Here is an 18,396-nt window from a genome sequence, read left to right as displayed (position 1 = left end):
TGCCACCCCTATCCCCTCCCCTCAAGGGGGAGGGGGACGCATGGTGCCTGGGGGAGCTTGGTGCCCCGCCCTCGTGGTTCGGGGAATGGCCGCCGGTGTGGCACGGGCATCCCCAGACGCTCCGCGTGCCTAGCCGCGGTTCTCGATCGCGCGGTGGAAAGCCCGGATATCGTCGGCGAGCACATCCGGAATCTCGAGGGAGGGGAAGTGCCCGCCTTTTTCCAGCTCCGTCCAGCGGACGATGTTCTGCAGGTGCCGCTCGCCCCAGCGGCGCGGGGCCGGAAGGTCGGCGGGCGGCACGATGATGCCGTGGGGGACGTCGTGCCGGGGCATGGGCTGCATCATCGCCTGGTCGCGGAACGCCTCGTAGTAGAGCCGAACCGACGAGCCGATGGTCGCGCTCACCCAGTAGACGGTGAGGATCGCGCAGAGGGTGTCGAGCGGAAAGACGGTTTCGACGTCGCCCTTGGTGTCGCCCCAGGTGCGGAATTTTTCGACGATCCAGGCCGCAAGACCGGCAGGCGAATCGGTAAGGCCTACGGCAAGCGTCTGCGGCTTGGTGGCCTGGATCATCGCATAGGCGCCCTCGGCGAACGACCACTGGTCGACCTTGGCGAAATAGGCCTTCTCCTCCTCGCTCGGGTCTTCCGGGCGTGGATACTGCGAATAGACATTGACGTAGTGGGCCCCGATCACCCGCTCGGGCACGGCGCGCACCAGGCCCATCTCGGCGCCCGCGCCCATGTCGGAGCCGCAGATCAGGAACCGCTCGTAGCCGAGCCCGGTCATCAGCCTGGCCCAGAGTTCGGCGACGCGGGTCAGGTTCATGCCCGGCTTTTTCGCCTTGCCGGAAAAGCCGAAGCCGGGGAGCGAGGGTATTATAACGTCATAGCTCTGCCCGTCGACGGTTTCCGTCAGCAGCGGCACCAGGGGCAGGAGCTCGACGAAATTGGAGGGCCAGCCATTGGCGAGGAGGATCGGCATACGGGTGCCGCCATTGCCTCTGGCGTGGACGTAATGCACCGTCTCGCCGTCGATCTCGACGGTGAACTGGGCGAACGCATTGAGCCGCTTCTCCTCGGCGGCGAAGTCGAAGCGGTCGGCCCAGTGGGCGACGAGCTTTTCGAGGAACTGCGGATTGGTGCCGTAGTCCCAGCCGGCGCCCTCGACGGCGTCGGGAAAGCGGGTGCCCTTAAGGCGCGACCTGAGGTCGGCGACGGCGTCGTCCGAATAGCGGACGGTGAAGGGTTTGGGATCGAATACGGGCATTGACTTCCTCCTTTAAGGAGCTTGGGGAGGGCAGCGCGTGCTGCCTGAAGTCATGAATGGCGCAGGGCTGCTGCCAGAGCGTGTCAGCAGCCTTAGGTTGTGTGGACAGTTAGGTCAGGGCGCCATCACCTGAATGTCCACACAACCTAGGGCTTCCCGCCGAGCTTTTCGGCCGCGGCAAGGAGCTTCATCACCGTATTCCAGTTGCGGAACGTCGTCACCACGCCGAGGCGCTTCTCGATCTTGGCCGGCGTCAGCGGCGAAGCGGAGACGCCGCCGGAATAGTCGACATAGAGGTCGAGTCCCTTGAGCTCCAGCCGCTCCGGGCCGGAAAGCCCTGCCATCCAGCCGGTGTCCTTGGCCGGCTCGGCGAGGAAAAACACGGCGAACTCGCTGCCGCGGGAGACCGCGTCGGGAAAGGGGTTCGCCGAAACGATCTGCTCGAGCTCGGCGGGCGTGCGCAGGACGACGGCGTTGTCGAGCCCGAACCCGTCGATGACCGCGCGCAGCCTGGCGAGCACGGCCTTGCGGCTCCCGCCGACGCGAAAGAGCACGTTGCCGGTGGCAAGGACCGTCGCGACGTCGGTGAAGCCTGCGTCGGTGCAGGCTTCACGCAGGCCCGCCATCGGCATTTTCGGATGCGTCAGCGGGCCGATCGCCCGGATGAGGGCGACGTAGGTCCGCATAGGATCAGGCGATCTCGATGTCGCACCAGTGGCTGTAGGGTCGCTCGGGCGAGTGGATGATGTTGGGGAAGTGCGGGTTGTGCACCGCGTCCGCGAACGACTGGTCCTCGAGGCAGAAGCCGGCGTGCTTGCCGTAGCGCTTGCCGTTGAGGCCCGGAACCGGAATGTCGGTCCACACGCTGTTGTAGACCTGCAAGCCCGGCCGGTCGGTCCAGAGCTTCAAGGTCAGCGCGCCGTCCGGCCCCCTGACCGTCGCCACCGGATCCTCGTGGCTGCGGCCGGTGTCGAGCACCATGCCGATGTCGTAGTCGACCGGATTGCCCGAAGCGTCGCGCATGGTGCGGGGCTGGCGCAGGTCATATTGCGTGCCGCGCGAGGGCAGGATCGCGCCGGTCGGGCAGAGGTCGTCCTTGCCGAGCTCGGTATAGGCGCTCGAATTGACCTGGATGGTGTGGTCGAGCACGTCGGCGCCGGTGCCGAGGTTGAAATACTGGTGCTGGACGAGGCTGATCGGCGTCGCGGTGTCGGTCGTCGCGCGCAGCTCCAGCTTCAGCCGGTTGCCCGAGAGCGTGTAATAGGCCTCGAAATTGACGTTGCCGGGATAGCCCATGGCCCCGTCGGGGCTGAAATGGGTGAAGCGCACGGTGTTGTTGGCTTCGTCGACCTCGCCCTGCCAGACCTGCCGGCCAAGGCCTTCGGGCCCGCCATGCAGGTGCAGCGCGCCGGCGTTGGCGGGCAGCCTGTAGGTCTTGCCGTCAAGCTCGAACGAGGCGTCCTTGATGCGGTTGGCGACGCGCCCGGCAAGCGAGCCGAAATGCGGGCTGTGCTCGGGATAGGGCGCGAAGTCTTCAAAGCCGAGGACGACGCTGCGCAGCCCCCCGGCGACCGGCACCCGCCAATCGCGCACGACGACGCCGTAGCCGATGATGTCGACCTCGACGCCGGTGTCGCTCTTCAGGTGAAACTGGTCGACCCGCCTGCCGTTGAAGTCGCCGAACGTCGAAACCGCGATTGCCATCCATACCCTCCTCGTCGCACGGCGCGAAGCTTTAGTACGGTTTGCAACGAGACCGCAACGTTGCACTTGACCTTTGCGCGGGAGCCGCGGAATTTTGTCACGGAACGGAAAAGGGAGGCCGCATGAACGAGATCGAAGTGCGCCGCCGCGCCACCGTCCACGATGTCGCCCGCGCCGCGGGGGTGTCGCTGGCGACCGTCGACCGCGTGCTGAACGGGCGCCCGGGCGTGCGCCCGGCCACCGCCCAGAAGGTCGAGGCGGCGGTGGCCGAGCTCGGCTTCCACCGCGATCTTTCCGCTTCCCTGCTGGCCCGGGCCCGCGACCTGACCCTCGTCTTCCTCATTCCCGGCGGCAGCAACGAGTTCATGGAAAGCCTGGCCGAAGCGGTGGCGCGCCGGGCCGTGCCGGCGCGGGCCGAACGCATGCATGTGGAGGCCCGCCGCATCCCCGCCCTCGATCCGCAGGCATTGGCCGACGCGCTCGATGGGCTGGATGCCCGCGACTGGGACTGCGCGGTGATCGTTGCCAGCGAAGACGAGCCGGTGATGGCCGCCGTCGAGCGGGCGGCGCGGCGCGGCATCGGCGTCATGACGCTGGTCTCCGACCTGCCGGGCTCGGCGCGCCGCCAGTTCGTCGGCATCGACAACGTCGCGGCCGGCCGCACCGCCGCCTCGCTCATCGGCCGCTTCTGCCCCAAGGGAAAAATCGGCGTCATCGCCGGCTCCATGCACCTGCGCGACCACCGCGAACGGCTGGAGGGGTTTCGCGCGGTGCTGGCCAAGGACTTTCCCGGGCTCATGGTGCTCGCGCCGGTCGAGGGGCACGACGAAACCGAGGAGACTCGCGAGCGGGCCGCGGCGCTGATCGCCGGGCACCCGGACCTTGCCGGGCTCTACAATCTGGGCGCCGGCAATGCCGGGCTCGTCGCCGCGCTCGATGCCTCGCACCGGGCCGGCGGCATCCGCGTGGTGGCGCACGAGCTGACCGCCCCGACCCGCGCCGGCCTTAAGTCCGGGGCGATCGACGTGGTGCTCGACCAGAACCCGGACGGGGAAATCCGCGCCGCCATCGCCGCGGCGCGCGCGCTGGCCTTGGGTGGCGCCGGACCTGCCGATGCCGAGCCCATTGAAATCGGCATTTTCCTGCGCGACAATCTGCGCTAAAGGGACAGCCGTTCCGCAAATGAAGCGGCCCGCATCAAGCGGGCACGGGAGGAGATGCAGCATGCGATGGTTTGCCGGCCGATTTGAGGTACGTACCTCATGAGTGCCTATCTCGGCATCGACGTCGGTACCTCCGGCGTCAAGGCGCTGCTGATCGGGGAGAAGGGAGAGACGCTGGGCGAGGCGACGGCGGCGAGCCGCGAGCCGACCCGCCCGCAGCCCGGCTGGTCCGAGCAGGACCCGGCCGACTGGTGGCGCGCCACCCTCGAGACGGTCGACGCGCTGGGCAAGCTCCACCCGCAGGAGTTGGCTTCCGTGCGCGGCATCGGCCTTTCCGGCCACATGCATGGCGCAACGCTCCTCGATGCGCAGGACAAGGTGCTGCGCCCCTGCATCCTCTGGAACGACGGCCGCTCGGCCGCCGAGTGCGCCGAGATGGAAGCGGCGCTGCCGAGCCTGCGCGCGATCGCCGGCAATATCGCCATGCCCGGCTTCACCGCGCCAAAGCTCGCATGGGTGCGGAAGCACGAGCCGCAGATTTTCGAGAGGATAGCAAAAGTCCTGCTGCCCAAGGCCTATGTGCGCCTGTTGCTGACCGGCGAGCACGTGGAAGACATGTCGGACGCCGCCGGGACGCTCTGGCTGGATGTGGCCAAACGCGACTGGTCGGACGAGCTGCTGGCCGTCACCGGGCTCGCCCGCTCGCATATGCCGCGCCTGGTCGAGGGATCGCAGCCTTCAGCGGTCTTGAAGAAGGAACTCGCCGAGCGCTGGGGTATGACCGGCGAGGTGGTGGTCGCAGGCGGCGCCGGCGACAATGCCGCTTCGGCCTGCGGCATCGGGGCCATCCGGCCGGGCGAAGGGTTCGTTTCCCTCGGCACCTCCGGGGTTCTGTTCGTCTCCAACGAGAAGTTCAGCCCCAATACCGAGGGCGCGGTGCACGCCTTCTGCCACGCCATTCCCGATACCTGGCACCAGATGGGCGTGATCCTTTCGGCGACCGATTCGCTCAACTGGCTGGCAAAGATCACCGGGCAAAGGGCCGCCGATCTCGCGGGTTCCGCCGAAGCCCAGTTCAAGGGACCGGGCGAGGAGATATTCCTCCCCTACCTCTCGGGCGAGCGCACCCCGCACAACAATGCGGCGGCGCGCGGCGCCGTCGTCGGCCTTTCGCACCTTTCCGATCCCGCCCGGCTCGCCCAGGCGGTGATGGAGGGCGTGGCGTTTGCCGTGCGCGATTGCCAGCGCGTCCTCGAGGATGCGGGGACCGAAATTGGGCAATTGCTCGCTGTCGGCGGCGGCTCGCGCTCGAGCCTGTGGCTCAAGATGATCGCCGCGAATTTGAGGACGCCCATCGCGCTGCCCGAGGACGGCGATTTCGGCGGGGCGCTCGGCGCCGCCCGTCTCGGCCTCTGCGCCGCGACCGGGGCCGCCCCCGCCGACATCATGGTGATGCCCAAAATCAAGACCGTCATCGAGCCCGACGCGAGCCTCGCCTCGGCCTATGACGAAAGCTATGCGCGCTACCGCGCCCTTTACCCCGCCATCGAGGAGACCCGTTCGTGACCGACTTCTTCAAAAATATCTCGCCCGTCAAATATGAAGGGCCGGAAAGCCGCAACCCGCTTGCCTACCGGCACTACAACAAGGACGAGATCGTCGCCGGCAAGCGCATGGAAGACCATATCCGTCCGGCCGTCGCCTATTGGCACACGTTCGCGGCCGAAGGCGGGGATCCGTTCGGCGGTCGCACGTTCGAGCGGCCCTGGTACGACAAGGGCATGGAAGGCGCAAAGCTCAAGGCCGACGTCGCCTTCGAGTTCTTCGATCTCCTCGACATCCCCTTCTTCTGCTTCCATGACGTCGACATCGCCCCGGAAGGCAAGACGCTGGCCGAGAGCAACAGGAACGTGCGCGAGATCGGCGAGATCTTCGCGCGCAAGATGGAAACCAGCCGCACCAGGCTCCTCTGGGGCACGGCCAACCTCTTCTCCAACCGCCGCTATATGGCCGGCGCCGCGACCAATCCGGACCCGGAAGTCTTCGCCTATGCCGCCGGCCAGGTGAAGAACGTCCTGGAGCTCACCCATGAGCTGGGCGGCGCCAACTACGTCCTCTGGGGTGGCCGCGAAGGTTACGAGACGCTGCTCAACACCAAGGTCGGCCAGGAGGCCGACCAGATGGCGCGCTTCCTCCACCTCGTCATCGACCACGCCAAGAAGATCGGCTTCAACGGCACCATCCTCATCGAGCCCAAGCCGCAGGAGCCCTCCAAGCACCAGTACGACTACGACGTCGCGACGGTCTACGGGTTCCTGCAGCGCTACGGTCTCGAAAAGGAGGTCAAGTGCAACATCGAGGTCGGCCATGCCTTCCTTGCCGGCCATTCCTTCGAGCATGAACTGGCCATCGCCTCCTCGCTCGGCATGCTCGGTTCGGTCGATGCCAACCGCAACGACCTGCAGTCGGGCTGGGATACCGACCAGTTCCCCAACAATCCGGGCGAGATGGCGCTGGCGTTCTACTACATCCTGAAGCAAGGGGGCCTCGGCAGCGGCGGCTTCAACTTCGACGCCAAGGTGCGCCGCCAGTCGCTCGACCCGGCGGACCTCCTCTACGGCCACATCGGCGGGCTCGACGTGCTGGCGCGCGGCCTCAAGGCCGCCGCGGCGCTGATCGAGGACGGCGAGTTCGACCGCCTGCTCGACGAGCGCTATGCCGGCTGGCAGCAGAAGGGAGCTAGCGCAATGCTGAAGGGCGAGCGCACGCTCGAGGAGATCGCCCAATGGGTGGAAGCCGAGAACATCAACCCGCAGCCGCGCTCGGGCCGCCAGGAGTACCTGGAAAACCTCGTCAACCGCTTTGTATGACAAGCGGACGCCCCGGCGATCTGGACTCGCCGGGGCAATTGACCTAGTTGTTGTGCAAATAGAAAACGCTGCCGGATAATTGAGGCGGGACGAAACGGACAGTCTAAAGTCACAGGCGCGCAAACGTATCTGATAAGTTTGCGCGTTCAACGAACCGATATTCTGGGAGGGAATCGGTGAGTCTGCTTGAATTGCATGGCGTTTCGAAGGAGTTCGGCGCTATCCGCGCGCTGCACGACGTGAGTTTTTCGGTTCGACCGGGCGAGATCGTCGGCCTCATGGGCGACAATGGGGCCGGCAAGTCGACCCTCGTCAAGATCGTCTCGGGCATCTATCCGCCCTCGGCCGGGCACCTCAGTTTCGAGGGGAGCGATGCGCACATCGCCAGTCCCGCCGAGGCGCGCCGGCTCGGCATCGAGACGGTCTATCAGGACCTGGCGCTCGCCGACAACCTGACGGCGGCCGCCAACATCTTCCTCGGGCGCGAGCTCAAATACAATGTCGGTCCCTTCCGGTTCCTGCGCCACAACGCCATGAACGCACGCGCCGCCGAGCTCTTCGCCGAGCTGAAATCCGAGACGCGCTCCGACGACCTCGTCAAACAGATGTCCGGCGGGCAGCGGCAGGCCGTCGCGATCGCCCGCACGCGCCTCGCCGACGCCAAGCTGATCCTCATGGACGAGCCGACGGCGGCGATCTCCGTGCGGCAGGTGGCGGAGGTGTTGAGCCTCATTCACCGCCTCAAGGAAGCGGGCATCGCCGTCATCCTCATCTCGCACCGCATGCCCGACGTCTTCGCCGTCTGCGAGCGCATCATCGTCATGCGCCGCGGCAACAAGGTCGCCGACAAGCCGATCGGTGAGACGTCGCCCGAGGAGGTGACGGCGCTGATCACCGGGGCCAAGGAGGCGGCGTGATGGCGGACACCGTGCAAGGCTTTTCCAACGTGCGCCGCACCCGCTTCTGGCAGAAGGGGTTCCTCGCCTCGCAATCGGCCTACGTGCTGGCGGCGCTCATCGTCATCATAGCCATCATGGCGCTGCTCTCGCCCAATTTCCTGACCCCCGGCAACATTGCCAACATCACCCGCAATTTCTCCTTCATCGCCATTGCGACGCTCGGCATCACCCTCGTCATCATCACCGGCGGCATCGACCTTTCGGTCGGCTCGACCATGGCGCTGTCGGCGACGGTCACCTCGCTGGTGCTCTCGGGGCTCGCCGGAGCGGCGATCGCGCTCTTTCCGGGCGGCGCGCTGATCCTGGCGGTGCTTGCCGGCCTCGCGACCGCCGCCGCCATCGGCTTCGCCAACGGCTTTGCCGTGGCCAAATTGAAGCTCTCGCCGTTCGTCACGACGCTTGGCACGCTCTCGATCGTGCGCGGCCTCACTTATGTGGCGACCTACGGGCGCGGCGCCTTCCCGACCGGGCCGGACAAGGATCTCTTCATCGCCGTCACCGCCGGGCGCCTGTTCGATCTCATCCCGATCTCCTTTATCTATCTCCTGATCCTCGCCATCGCCATGTACTTGGCGCTGCATCACACCGCCTGGGGGCGCTACGTCTTCGCCATCGGCGGCAACGAGTCGGCGGGGCGGCTGACCGGCGTGCCGGTCGATCGGGTCAAGATCCAGGTCTATATGCTCTGCTCGCTGGCGGCCGGGTTCAACGGCATCATCATTTCCGGCTGGCTGGGCTCGGCCCCCGCCAACCTCGCCACAGCTTACGAGCTCACGATCATCGCCGCGGCGGTCATCGGCGGCGCCAACCTTGCCGGCGGCGTCGGCGGGGCGGCGGGCGCCATCATCGGGTGCGTCTTGATCGAAGTCATCCGCAACGGGCTGGTTCTGGCCCGGGTCGACCCCTACTGGCAGCAGACCCTGGTCGGCTGCATCATCGTCGCGGCCGTTCTGGTCGACCGCCTGAGATCGCTGCGCAACGGATGAGGGATCCGGCGCGGCAAGGCCGGCGGGCTCGTCCGCCGTCCGGTTCGCTCCCGCGAAAAAGCGGGACATGAGGAGGAGGAAGCATATGAAGAAGCTTATCGTGATCGGCCTTGCCGCCATGGCTTCGGCCATGCTCGCGGGCACGTCTCTTGCCCAGGAGAGCTACCAGTTCGCGGTGGTGCCCAAGGCGATGAACAACCCGTTCTTCGACCTTGCCCGCGACGGCTGCATGGCGCGCGCCGCCGAGCTCGGCAATGTCGAGTGCATCTATATCGGCCCCGTCGAGCACGAGGCGGCGACCCAAGCCCAGATCATCGAGGATCTGATCACCCAGGGCGTCGACGGGCTCGCCATCTCCGTCTCCGACACGGCGGCGGCGACGACCGTCATCAACCGCGCCGTGGAAGCGGGCATCGCCGTCATCACCTTCGACAGCGACGCGGCCGACTCGCAGCGCACCGCTTATGTGGGCACCAACAACAAGGAGTTCGGCACCGCGCTCGGCGAGCTCCTGCTGCAGGTGAAGCCCGAGGGCGGCACCTACGGCATGATCTCGGGGGGCGCCGCGGCCCCCAACCTTGCCGAGCGCGTCGACGGCGTGCGCGAGGCGCTGGCCGGTTCCGAATGGACGGAGGTGCCGGGTTCGCCCACGTTCTCCAACGACGACAGCGCGCTGGGACTCCAGCAGATGGGCGACCTCAAGACCGCCAATCCCGAAATCGGGGCCATCGTGCCGGTCGGCGGCTGGCCGATGTTCGCCCCGGACGGCTGGCGCAACTTCGTCGACGGCTTCAAGGCCGACGTCGATTCCAAGGCCCTGGCTCTCGTCGTCGCCGACACGCTTCCCGTCCAGCTCGAACTTTTGAAGGAAGGCTACGCCCACGGCCTCGTCGGCCAGCGCCCCTACGAGATGGGCGTCGTCGTCATGGACACGCTCCTCGCCATCAAGAACGGCGAGACGGTCGAGGAGATCATCTACACCGGCCTCGACCGGGTGACCGCCGAGAATGTCGACGAGTTTTTGAACTAGGGGAGAACCTCAATCCTGCCCAACCGCCGGGTCATTCCCGCGAAAGCGGGAACCTCTGTTCCCAACGGTGCCTTTCGTACAGAGATCCCCGCTTTCGCGGGGATGACCCGGTGGGGAGGCAAAACGAGGTGCACCCACCCGAACCCCCGCCGCCGCCTCCGGGCGGCGGTCATTTTTACCAGACAGAGACTTCGATGCCGCTTCTGACCAACCCGATCCTGCCCGGCTTCAACCCGGACCCCTCCATCTGCCGCGTCGGCGACGACTACTATATCGCCACCTCCACCTTCGAATGGTACCCGGGCGTGCAGATCCACCACTCCAGGGACCTCGCCAACTGGGCGCTCGTCACCCGGCCGCTCGACCGCAAGAGCCAGCTCGACATGCGCGGCGATCCGGACAGCTGCGGCGTCTGGGCGCCGTGCCTCTCCTATGCGGACGGGCAGTTCTGGCTGATCTACACCGACGTCAAAAGGAAGGACGGCTCGTTCAAGGACGCGCACAACTATCTCGTCACGGCGCCCTCGATCGAGGGGCCCTGGTCGGATCCCATCTACATGAACTCGTCCGGGTTCGATCCCTCGCTCTTCCATGACGACGACGGGCGCAAGTGGTTCGTCAACATGCTCTGGGACCACCGGGCGCGCCCGCTGCTCTTTGCCGGCATCGCGCTCCAGGAATACGACCATGAGCAGAGAAAGCTCGTCGGTCCGGTCAAGAACATCTACCAGGGCACGGATTTAAAGCTCGTCGAGGGCCCGCACCTCTACAAGCGCGCCGGCAAGGACGGCAAGCCCTGGTACTATTTGATGACCGCCGAGGGCGGCACGGGGTACGACCACGCGGTGACCTTCGCGCGCTCGCGCAACATCGACGGGCCCTACGAGACGCATCCGGAAAAATACGTCGTCACGTCAAAGGACAAGCCGCTCAATCCGCTGCAGCGCGCCGGCCACGGCGACTGGGTCGAGACGCCCGACGGGCGCACCTATATCGTGCACCTGACCGGCCGCCCGACGACGCAGAAGCGTCGGTGCGTGCTCGGCCGCGAGACCGCCATCCAGGAAGCCGAGTGGCGCGACGACGACTGGCTGTGGCTGAAGCACGGCACCAATGTGCCCGCCCTCCATGTCGACGTGCCCGGCACCCGCGATGAGGACGCCTACTGGGCCGAGAAGCGCTACGAATTCGCCTCGGGCAGCCTCGACAAGGACTTCCAGTGGCTGCGCACCCCCGAGACCGAGCGCATCTTTGCGCTCGAGGGCGGGAAGCTGCGCCTCTTCGGGCGCGAATCCATCGGCTCCTGGTTCGAGCAGGCGCTGGTCGCCCGCCGGCAGACGCATTTTTCCTACGATGCCGAGACGGAGGTCGACTTCTACCCCGGCGACGAGCGGCAGATGGCGGGTTTGACCGCCTATTACAGCCGCTACAACTTCTTCTATCTCGCCGTCACCGCCCATTCGGACGGGCAGCGCGAGCTCTTGCTGATGAGCTCGGAAATGAGCTTCCCGGACGGCAAGCTGCGCTTTCCCGCCGAGCCGGTGCCGATCCCCAACAACCATCCGGTGCGGCTGGCGCTGACCATCCGCGGCAACAGGCTGCAGTTCTTCTATGCCCTCGAAGGCGAGCATCTAAAGCCCATCGGCCCGGTGCTCGACGCTTCGATCCTCTCGGACGAATGCGGCGGCCACGCCGAGCACGGCTCCTTCACCGGCGCCTTCGTCGGCATGGCGGCGAGCGACCTCAACGGCACGGCAAAGCCCGCCGATTTCTCCTACTTCCTCTATCGGCCGGTGCGCGATCCGAGCGACCGGTACGAGGTGTAGGCGTCACAGGCGCTTGCCCGCCGCCTCGAGCGACGCGGCAATATCGGTGATGCTTCTGAAGAGGATCAGCTCATCGTCGCGCGATGCGATGAAGCCGCGCCGTCGCCAGAAGGCGGCGGCCTCTGCATCGACTGCGTTGACCATGAGCGCGCGCCCACCGACGAGCCGGGCAGCCACGACACAGCGCGTCAGGGCGTGCTTGAGCAATCCCGTGCCGATCCCTCGGCCGGCCGCAGCCGTGTCGGTCGCCAGTTGCCCCAGCAGAAGGCAGGGGACGGGATCCGGTGGTTGCCCGGTCCGGATCGCGCGAGGCATCGCCGTGGGGACGACCGCGGTGGGGGCGAGCCCGTAGAATCCGACGACACGGCCGGCGTCATGCACAACCATGACCGCCGTGAAGCCCTTCTGCTGGTTGGATAGAGCGCGGGTTTGCAGCCAGTGGTCGAGAGCCGGCTTGCCGCACGAGAAGGCGGACACATCATGGTCTGCCGAAAGCGGTTCAGGACCGGAAAGGGCCAACGGATCAGCGCCCGGCAGTCTTCTCGGACTCCCATGGAGCCGGCCGTGTCAGCACCTCCACCATCTCCGGAACCGGCCGGCCCGGTTGGGCAAGGACATCCATGAACGCATCGAAGCCCTCCGGGCTCATGCGGATGGGCAGCGCCTGCATCAGCACGTCCTCGGCTGCCCGCACCGCCGCCTCGCGCACAAAGTCGGTGCGCGAGCGGCCACGCAGGCCCGCCGCCCGGTCGATCATGGCAATATCGGCCTCCGGCAGGCGCATGGACAGGGGATGATCTTTGCGTTCTGCCGCGCGGGACATGGGTGCACTCCTATGCTCTGCCGGCAATATAAAGCCGCGTAGCGCAAAACGCAATACAAACGCGCGCTTCACCATGCAACAACTCGTCGAAAACTGCCCAAAACCCGGGCCTGCCCGGTTGTGCGGGGCTGCCAACTGCCCTAGCGTTGCCGCCTCTTTCCCGAGACTGTGGACGCATGCACGAGGTCCGTATCCAGCCGCAGAACGCCGAGCCCGCGAGTGCCGCGCTGACGCCGATGATGGCGCAGTATTTCGAGATCAAGGCGGCCAATCCCGGATACCTGCTCTTTTATCGGATGGGGGATTTCTACGAGCTCTTCTTCGAGGACGCCGAGATCGCCTCGGCCGCGCTCGGCATCGTCCTGACCAAGCGCGGCAAGCACCTCGGGCAAGACATCCAGATGTGCGGCGTGCCGATCCACGCCGCGCAGGACTATTTGAAGAAGCTCATCTCGCTCGGCCATCGCGTGGCGGTCTGCGAGCAGGTCGAGGACCCGGCCGAGGCCAGGAAACGCGGCGGCAAGTCGGTGGTCAAGCGCGACGTGGTGCGGCTCGTCACCGCCGGCACGCTGACCGAGGACGACCTTTTACCGGCGCGCGGCGCCAATTTCCTTGCCAGCCTCGCGATGGTGCGCCATGGCGAGACCGATTTCGCCCTGGCCTGGGGGGACGTTTCGACCGGCGAGACGCACGTGGCGGACCTCGCTGCGGAAACGGTCTCCGACGAGCTCGCCCGCATCGATCCGGCCGAGCTGATCCTCACTGACGCGGCCCGCACCGCCCTCACCGAACGGCACCTGCTGCCGCCGGCGCTGGTGCCTGCCCTCTCCGTCGTCGCACCGGAAGCCTTCGACAGCGAGACGGCGACGGAGCGGCTCCGGCAGGCGCTGGCAGGGGAAGCCGTCGACCCGACCGCCTTCTCGCGCGCCGCCCGCGCCGCGCTCGGCGCGCTCTTCGCCTATGTCGAGGAGAGCCAGAAGGGCAAGGCGGTGGCGCTGCGCGCGCCCACCAGTGAGGATGCGGCGCGCCTGATGGCCATCGACCAGGCGACGAGGAGCTCGCTGGAGCTCGTCGAGACCCAGCGCGGCGGGCAGAAGGGTTCGCTGCTCTCGGCCATCGACCTGACCGTCACCGCCGCCGGCGCCCGCCTCTTTGCCGGCCGCCTCGCCGCGCCCTTGACCGATGCCGCCGCCATCAATGCCCGGCTCGATGCCGTGGAACGGCTCGCCGGCGACACCATGCTGACAGGGCGCCTGCGCGCAGACCTCAAGGCGGCGCCGGACATCGCCCGTGCGCTGACCCGCATCGCGCTCGAGCGCGGCGGTCCGCGCGACCTCGCCGCCATCGGCGCCGGCATATCGGCGGCGGTGGCGCTGGGGCAAAGGCTCGGGCAAGCCGGGGACCTGCCCGCCGAGCTCGTGCGCATCTCCGAAATTCTCGCGGCAGCACCGCAAAGCCTTGCCTCGGAGCTCGCGCTCGCCATCGACGACGATCCGCCGCTCATGGCGCGTGACGGCGGGTTCGTGCGCAAGGGCTATGACGGCGGTCTCGACGGCGAGCGGGCCCTCGGCAGCGAGACCCGCGCCGTCGTCGCCGCGCTCCAGGCGCGGCTGATCGATGAAACCGACGTCAGGTCATTGAAGATCCGCCACAACGGGGTGCTGGGCTATTTCGTCGAGGTGCCGGCCGGTCATGGCGGCAAGCTGATGGAGGAGCCGCACCGCGCAACCTTCATCCACCGCCAGACCCTCGCCAACGCCATGCGCTTCACCACCGCCGAGCTCGCCGACCTCGAAGGGCGGATCGCGCGGGCGCACGAGGCGGCGCTCGAGATCGAAGCCCGGATTTTTGCAAAGCTCTGCGGCGAGGTTCTCGGCCGCACCGGGGAGCTGCGGGCGCTCGCCGATGCGCTGGCCGAGCTCGATGTCGCCAGCGCCCTCGCCCATCTCGCCGGCACCCGCGGCTATGTCCGTCCGACGGTCGATGCGTCCCTCGCCTTCCACATCGAAGGCGGCCGCCATCCGGTCGTCGAGGAAATGGTCAAGGGTGAGGGCCAGAGCTTCGTCGCCAATGACTGTAATCTCTCCGGCAGCAGCGAAGAGGGCGGCGGGCTCTGGCTCGTCACCGGCCCCAACATGGGCGGCAAGTCGACGTTCCTCAGGCAGAACGCGCTCATTGCCATCATGGCGCAGATGGGCGCGTTCGTGCCGGCGGCGTCCGCTCATATCGGCGTCGTCGACCGCGTCTTCTCGCGCGTCGGCGCCTCCGACGACATCGCCCATGGCCGCTCGACCTTCATGGTCGAGATGGTCGAGACCGCCGCCATCCTCAACCGGGCGACCCGCCGTTCCCTCGTCATCCTCGACGAGATCGGGCGCGGCACCGCCACCTTCGACGGGCTCTCGATCGCCTGGGCAACGCTCGAAAGCCTCCACGAGGCGACCGGGTGCCGGGCGCTGTTCGCCACCCACTTCCATGAGCTGACCAGCCTTCAAAAGTCGTTGAGCCGCATGGCCAACGTGACGATGAAGGTGCGCGAGTGGGAGGGAGAAGTCGTGTTCCTGCATGAGGTTGGCAAGGGCGCCGCCGACCGCTCCTACGGCATCCAGGTGGCGCGGCTCGCCGGCCTGCCCGAACCGGTCTTGAACCGGGCGCGCCATGTGCTTACCCTTCTCGAGCAGCGCTCCGCCGGCGCCGGGCCTTCCAGCGCGGTCGGCGGCGTGCTAGACGATCTGCCGCTCTTTGCGCATCAGCCGCCCGCCCCCGAAAGGACCGGGCCCGAACCCGACCCGGTTGCCGATCTCATCGATACCATCCGACCAGACGACATCACGCCCCGGGATGCCATCGAGCTTCTCTACGAGTTGAAGAAACGCCGCGATGCCGCTCGCCGAAGCTGACCTCAAAGTGCGAAAACCCGGCTTCGTCCTCAAGACCGCCGGGGCGCTGATCGCCGAGATCGACGCCCTGATCGGAGACGCGGACCCGAAGGCGGCCGCCTCGCGCACCGCCGTTCTCACCCACATGCGGGGGACGTTGGCGCAGGCGCGGGCCGGCGCCGAGGCCGAGCTGCTGGACACCGGCAAGGGCACGCGCTGCGCCCAGAGCCTCTCGGCGGCAGAGGACGAGATCATCCGCGCCGTCCATCTCTTCGCCACCACCCGCGTCTATCCGATGACCAACCCGTCCGGCGCCGAGACCATCGCGCTCGCCGCCGTCGGCGGCTACGGGCGCGGCACGCTCGCGCCAGGGTCGGACATCGATCTGCTTTTCATCCTGCCCTATAAGCAAACCCCCTGGGGCGAGCAGGTCACCGAATACATCCTCTATATGCTCTGGGACCTCGGGCAGAAGGTCGGCCATGCCGTGCGCTCGGTCGACGAATGCATCCGCATGGCGCGCTCCGACATGACCGTGCGCACCGCCACGCTCGAGGCACGGTACCTCACCGGCGAGAAGACGCTCTTCGACCAGCTCGTCCACCGCTTCGAGACCGAGATCATGCCCAAGACCGGTCCCGAGTTCATCGCCGCCAAGATGGCCGAGCGCGACGAGCGGCATAAGCAGATGGGCAATACCCGCTATGTCGTCGAACCCAACATCAAGGACGGCAAGGGGGGGCTGCGCGACCTCAACACCCTCTTCTGGATCGGCAAGTATTTCTACCGGGTCAAGACCGCCCACGAGCTCATCGACAAGGGGGTCTTCGATCCCGCCGAGTACCGCCTCTTCCAGCGCGCCGAGGACTTTCTCTGGGCGGTGCGCTGCAACCTGCATTTTTTGACCGGCCGGGCCGACGAGAAGCTGACATTCGACGTGCAGCCCGAGCTCGCGCGCCGCATGGGCTATGCCGAGCGGCTGGGGATGCTCGGCGTCGAGCGCTTCATGAAGCGCTATTTCCTCGTTGCCAAGGATGTCGGGGACCTCACCCGCATCTTCTGCACCAGCCTCGAGATCGCCCATGCCAAGGACATGGACCTCGTCGGGCGCGTGCTCGCCCCCTTCCGCAGAGGCCAGGTCAGGATCAAGGGCGAGAGCGATTTCGTCGTCGACAGCGGCCGGCTCAACATCGCCAATCCGGACGTCTTCGAGAAGGATCCGGTCAATCTCGTGCGGCTCTTCCTCGTCGCCGGCCGGCAGGAGCTGCACCTGCATCCCGATGCCGTCAAGGCCGTGCGCCGCTCGCTGCACCTCATCGACAACGCCGTGCGCGGGGACGCGAAAGCGAACGCGGCGTTCCTCACCATCCTTACCGCCCCGCAATACGTGGAACGAATCCTGCGCGCCATGAACGAGAGCGGGGTGCTCGGCAAATTCGTGCCGGATTTCGGCAAGATCGTCGCCCTGATGCAGTTCAACATGTATCACCACTATACCGTCGACGAGCATCTGATCCGCGCGGTGGGCGTCATGGCCGAGATCGCCAACGGGGGCCTGCGCGACGAGCTGCCGCTGACCCACGAGCTCCTGCCGCAATTGAACGACACGCGGCTCCTCTATGTCGCGCTTTTCCTGCACGACATCGCCAAGGGCCGGCCCGAGGACCATTCGATCGCCGGCGCGCGCATCTCGCGAAAGCTCTGCCCGCGCTTCGGACTCTCGCCGGCAGAAACCGAGACCGTCGCCTGGCTCGTCGAGCACCACCTGCTGATGAGCCAGATCGCCCAGGCCCGCGACCTGCAGGATCCCGAGACCGCCAAGGCGTTCGCCGACGTGGTGCAATCGCCCCAGCGCCTGGCGCTGCTGATGATCCTCACCGCCTGCGATATCCGCGCGGTCGGTCCGGGCGTGTGGACCGGCTGGAAGGGCTCGCTGCTGCGCGCCCTCTATTTCGCCACCGAGCCGCTGCTCTCGGGCGGCCACTCGCAGGTCAGCCAGTCCGACCGGGTGGAGGATGCGCGCAAGGCCCTGCGCGAAGCGCTGGCCTCCTGGCCGCCGGCCGACATCGAGGCCTATATCGCGCGCCACTACGACCACTACTGGCTGCGCGCCGAGCCCGAACTGCAGGTCGAGCACGCGCGCATGATCCGCCACGCCGACATGGCGGGCGAGGCCTTCGCCGGGTCGATCCGCGTCAAGGCGTTCGAATCGATCACCGAGGTATCGTTTTACCTGCCCGACCATCCGCGGCTGCTCTCGATCATCGCCGGCGCCTGCACCATGCAGGACGCCTCGATCATCGGGGCGCAGATCTTCTCGACGCGCGACGGGCGCGCCATCGACACCTTCCGGCTACGCCGCGCCTTCACGTCGGACGAGGACGAGAAGGTGCGCGCCACCCGCATCATCGATACGGTCAAACAGCTGCTGCAGGGCAAGCGGCAGATCCTCATCGACCTCGGCAAGGAGAGCCGCCACAACAAGCGGCTGAAACCGTTCTTCCTGCCGGCCGAGGTAATGGTCTCCAACAACCTGTCGGAAAAATTCACCGTCATCGAGATCTCCGGCCTCGACCGCATGGGCCTGTTGCATCAGTTGACCCGCGAAATCTCCGACCTCAATTTGACCATCGGCTCGGCCCATATCGGCACCTATGGCGAGAAGGCGGTGGACGTCTTCTACGTCACTGACCTCACCGGCCAGAAGATCATGAACAAGGCGCGCCAGAAAAAAATCCACGACACCCTGATGCGCGTGCTCTCGCCCCAGCGCGAGGAGCGGGCGCAGAAGGTCGTCAATGGGTAGGCTCCCGCCGACCTGGTCGGCGCGCACTTTCCTAGGGCAGTTAAACGCGCGCTCGGACGCTGACGGCACCACCCCCCACCC

Annotated in this window: 13 protein-coding genes and 1 pseudogene; 9 read left to right on the top strand and 5 right to left on the bottom strand. The window is 66.9% G+C overall.

The annotated features are described in order from the left end of the window. Positions 1 to 129: 129 nt before the first annotated feature. From VE25_RS16160 to VE25_RS16150, 3 genes are all read right to left on the bottom strand, one after another. Positions 130 to 1,269: an epoxide hydrolase family protein gene (locus VE25_RS16160; RefSeq protein WP_046109687.1), complete on the bottom strand. Its 1,140-nt coding sequence runs from the start codon at positions 1,267 to 1,269 to the stop codon at positions 130 to 132. Positions 1,270 to 1,415: 146 nt separating this feature from the next. After that, positions 1,416 to 1,955 (bottom strand): DUF1697 domain-containing protein, encoded by a 540-nt coding sequence (locus VE25_RS16155; RefSeq protein WP_046109686.1) that lies wholly within the window; start codon positions 1,953 to 1,955, stop codon positions 1,416 to 1,418. Positions 1,956 to 1,959: 4 nt separating this feature from the next. Further along, positions 1,960 to 2,973, bottom strand: a complete 1,014-nt coding sequence (locus tag VE25_RS16150; RefSeq protein ID WP_046109685.1) for an aldose epimerase family protein — start codon at positions 2,971 to 2,973, stop codon at positions 1,960 to 1,962. Positions 2,974 to 3,095: 122 nt separating this feature from the next. Between VE25_RS16150 and VE25_RS16145 the strand changes: the two genes are divergently transcribed. From VE25_RS16145 to VE25_RS16115, 7 genes and pseudogenes are all read left to right on the top strand, one after another. Further along, entirely contained in the window at positions 3,096 to 4,136 is a 1,041-nt protein-coding gene (locus VE25_RS16145) for a LacI family DNA-binding transcriptional regulator (protein ID WP_046109684.1), read from the top strand. 99 nt (positions 4,137 to 4,235) lie between these two features. Continuing rightward, positions 4,236 to 5,702, top strand: coding sequence for a xylulokinase (gene xylB, locus VE25_RS16140; RefSeq protein WP_046109683.1), 1,467 nt, complete (start codon positions 4,236 to 4,238; stop codon positions 5,700 to 5,702). Then, the gene (gene xylA / locus VE25_RS16135; protein WP_046109682.1) at positions 5,699 to 7,006 is read left to right on the top strand and encodes a xylose isomerase; all 1,308 of its coding nucleotides are present in this window, start codon (positions 5,699 to 5,701) and stop codon (positions 7,004 to 7,006) included. Before xylB ends, xylA begins: the two co-directional genes overlap by 4 nt. A gap of 236 nt (positions 7,007 to 7,242) precedes the next feature. Then, positions 7,243 to 7,923 (top strand): annotated as a pseudogene (locus tag VE25_RS16130) (ATP-binding cassette domain-containing protein); the annotation flags it as partial. Continuing rightward, entirely contained in the window at positions 7,923 to 8,951 is a 1,029-nt protein-coding gene (locus VE25_RS16125; protein WP_046109680.1) for an ABC transporter permease, read from the top strand. The pseudogene VE25_RS16130 and the gene VE25_RS16125, both read left to right, overlap by 1 nt. A gap of 85 nt (positions 8,952 to 9,036) precedes the next feature. Beyond that, positions 9,037 to 9,981, top strand: coding sequence for a sugar-binding protein (locus tag VE25_RS16120; protein ID WP_046109679.1), 945 nt, complete (start codon positions 9,037 to 9,039; stop codon positions 9,979 to 9,981). Between the two features lie 194 nt (positions 9,982 to 10,175). After that, entirely contained in the window at positions 10,176 to 11,807 is a 1,632-nt protein-coding gene (locus VE25_RS16115; protein ID WP_046109678.1) for a glycoside hydrolase family 43 protein, read from the top strand. Positions 11,808 to 11,810: 3 nt separating this feature from the next. Here the strand turns inward: VE25_RS16115 and VE25_RS16110 are convergent, their stop codons facing one another. Then, positions 11,811 to 12,284, bottom strand: coding sequence for a GNAT family N-acetyltransferase (locus tag VE25_RS16110; RefSeq protein ID WP_439328911.1), 474 nt, complete (start codon positions 12,282 to 12,284; stop codon positions 11,811 to 11,813). 46 nt (positions 12,285 to 12,330) lie between these two features. Further along, complete coding sequence (locus VE25_RS16105; RefSeq protein WP_046109676.1) at positions 12,331 to 12,630, bottom strand: type II toxin-antitoxin system TacA family antitoxin; 300 nt, start codon at positions 12,628 to 12,630, stop codon at positions 12,331 to 12,333. A 176-nt stretch (positions 12,631 to 12,806) separates the two neighbouring features. Between VE25_RS16105 and mutS the strand changes: the two genes are divergently transcribed. Both mutS and VE25_RS16095 read left to right on the top strand, forming a co-directional pair. Continuing rightward, entirely contained in the window at positions 12,807 to 15,530 is a 2,724-nt protein-coding gene (gene mutS, locus VE25_RS16100) for a DNA mismatch repair protein MutS (protein ID WP_046109675.1), read from the top strand. Beyond that, complete coding sequence (locus VE25_RS16095) at positions 15,511 to 18,315, top strand: [protein-PII] uridylyltransferase (protein ID WP_052732030.1); 2,805 nt, start codon at positions 15,511 to 15,513, stop codon at positions 18,313 to 18,315. The genes mutS and VE25_RS16095 overlap by 20 nt, the downstream gene beginning before the upstream one ends. Positions 18,316 to 18,396 lie beyond the last annotated feature (81 nt).

It is taken from the genome of Devosia geojensis (assembly GCF_000969415.1).
GTDB lineage: Bacteria > Pseudomonadota > Alphaproteobacteria > Rhizobiales > Devosiaceae > Devosia > Devosia geojensis.
Note: the sequence above shows the minus strand (reverse complement) of the source record. Positions and strands in the feature narration are given on the sequence as shown.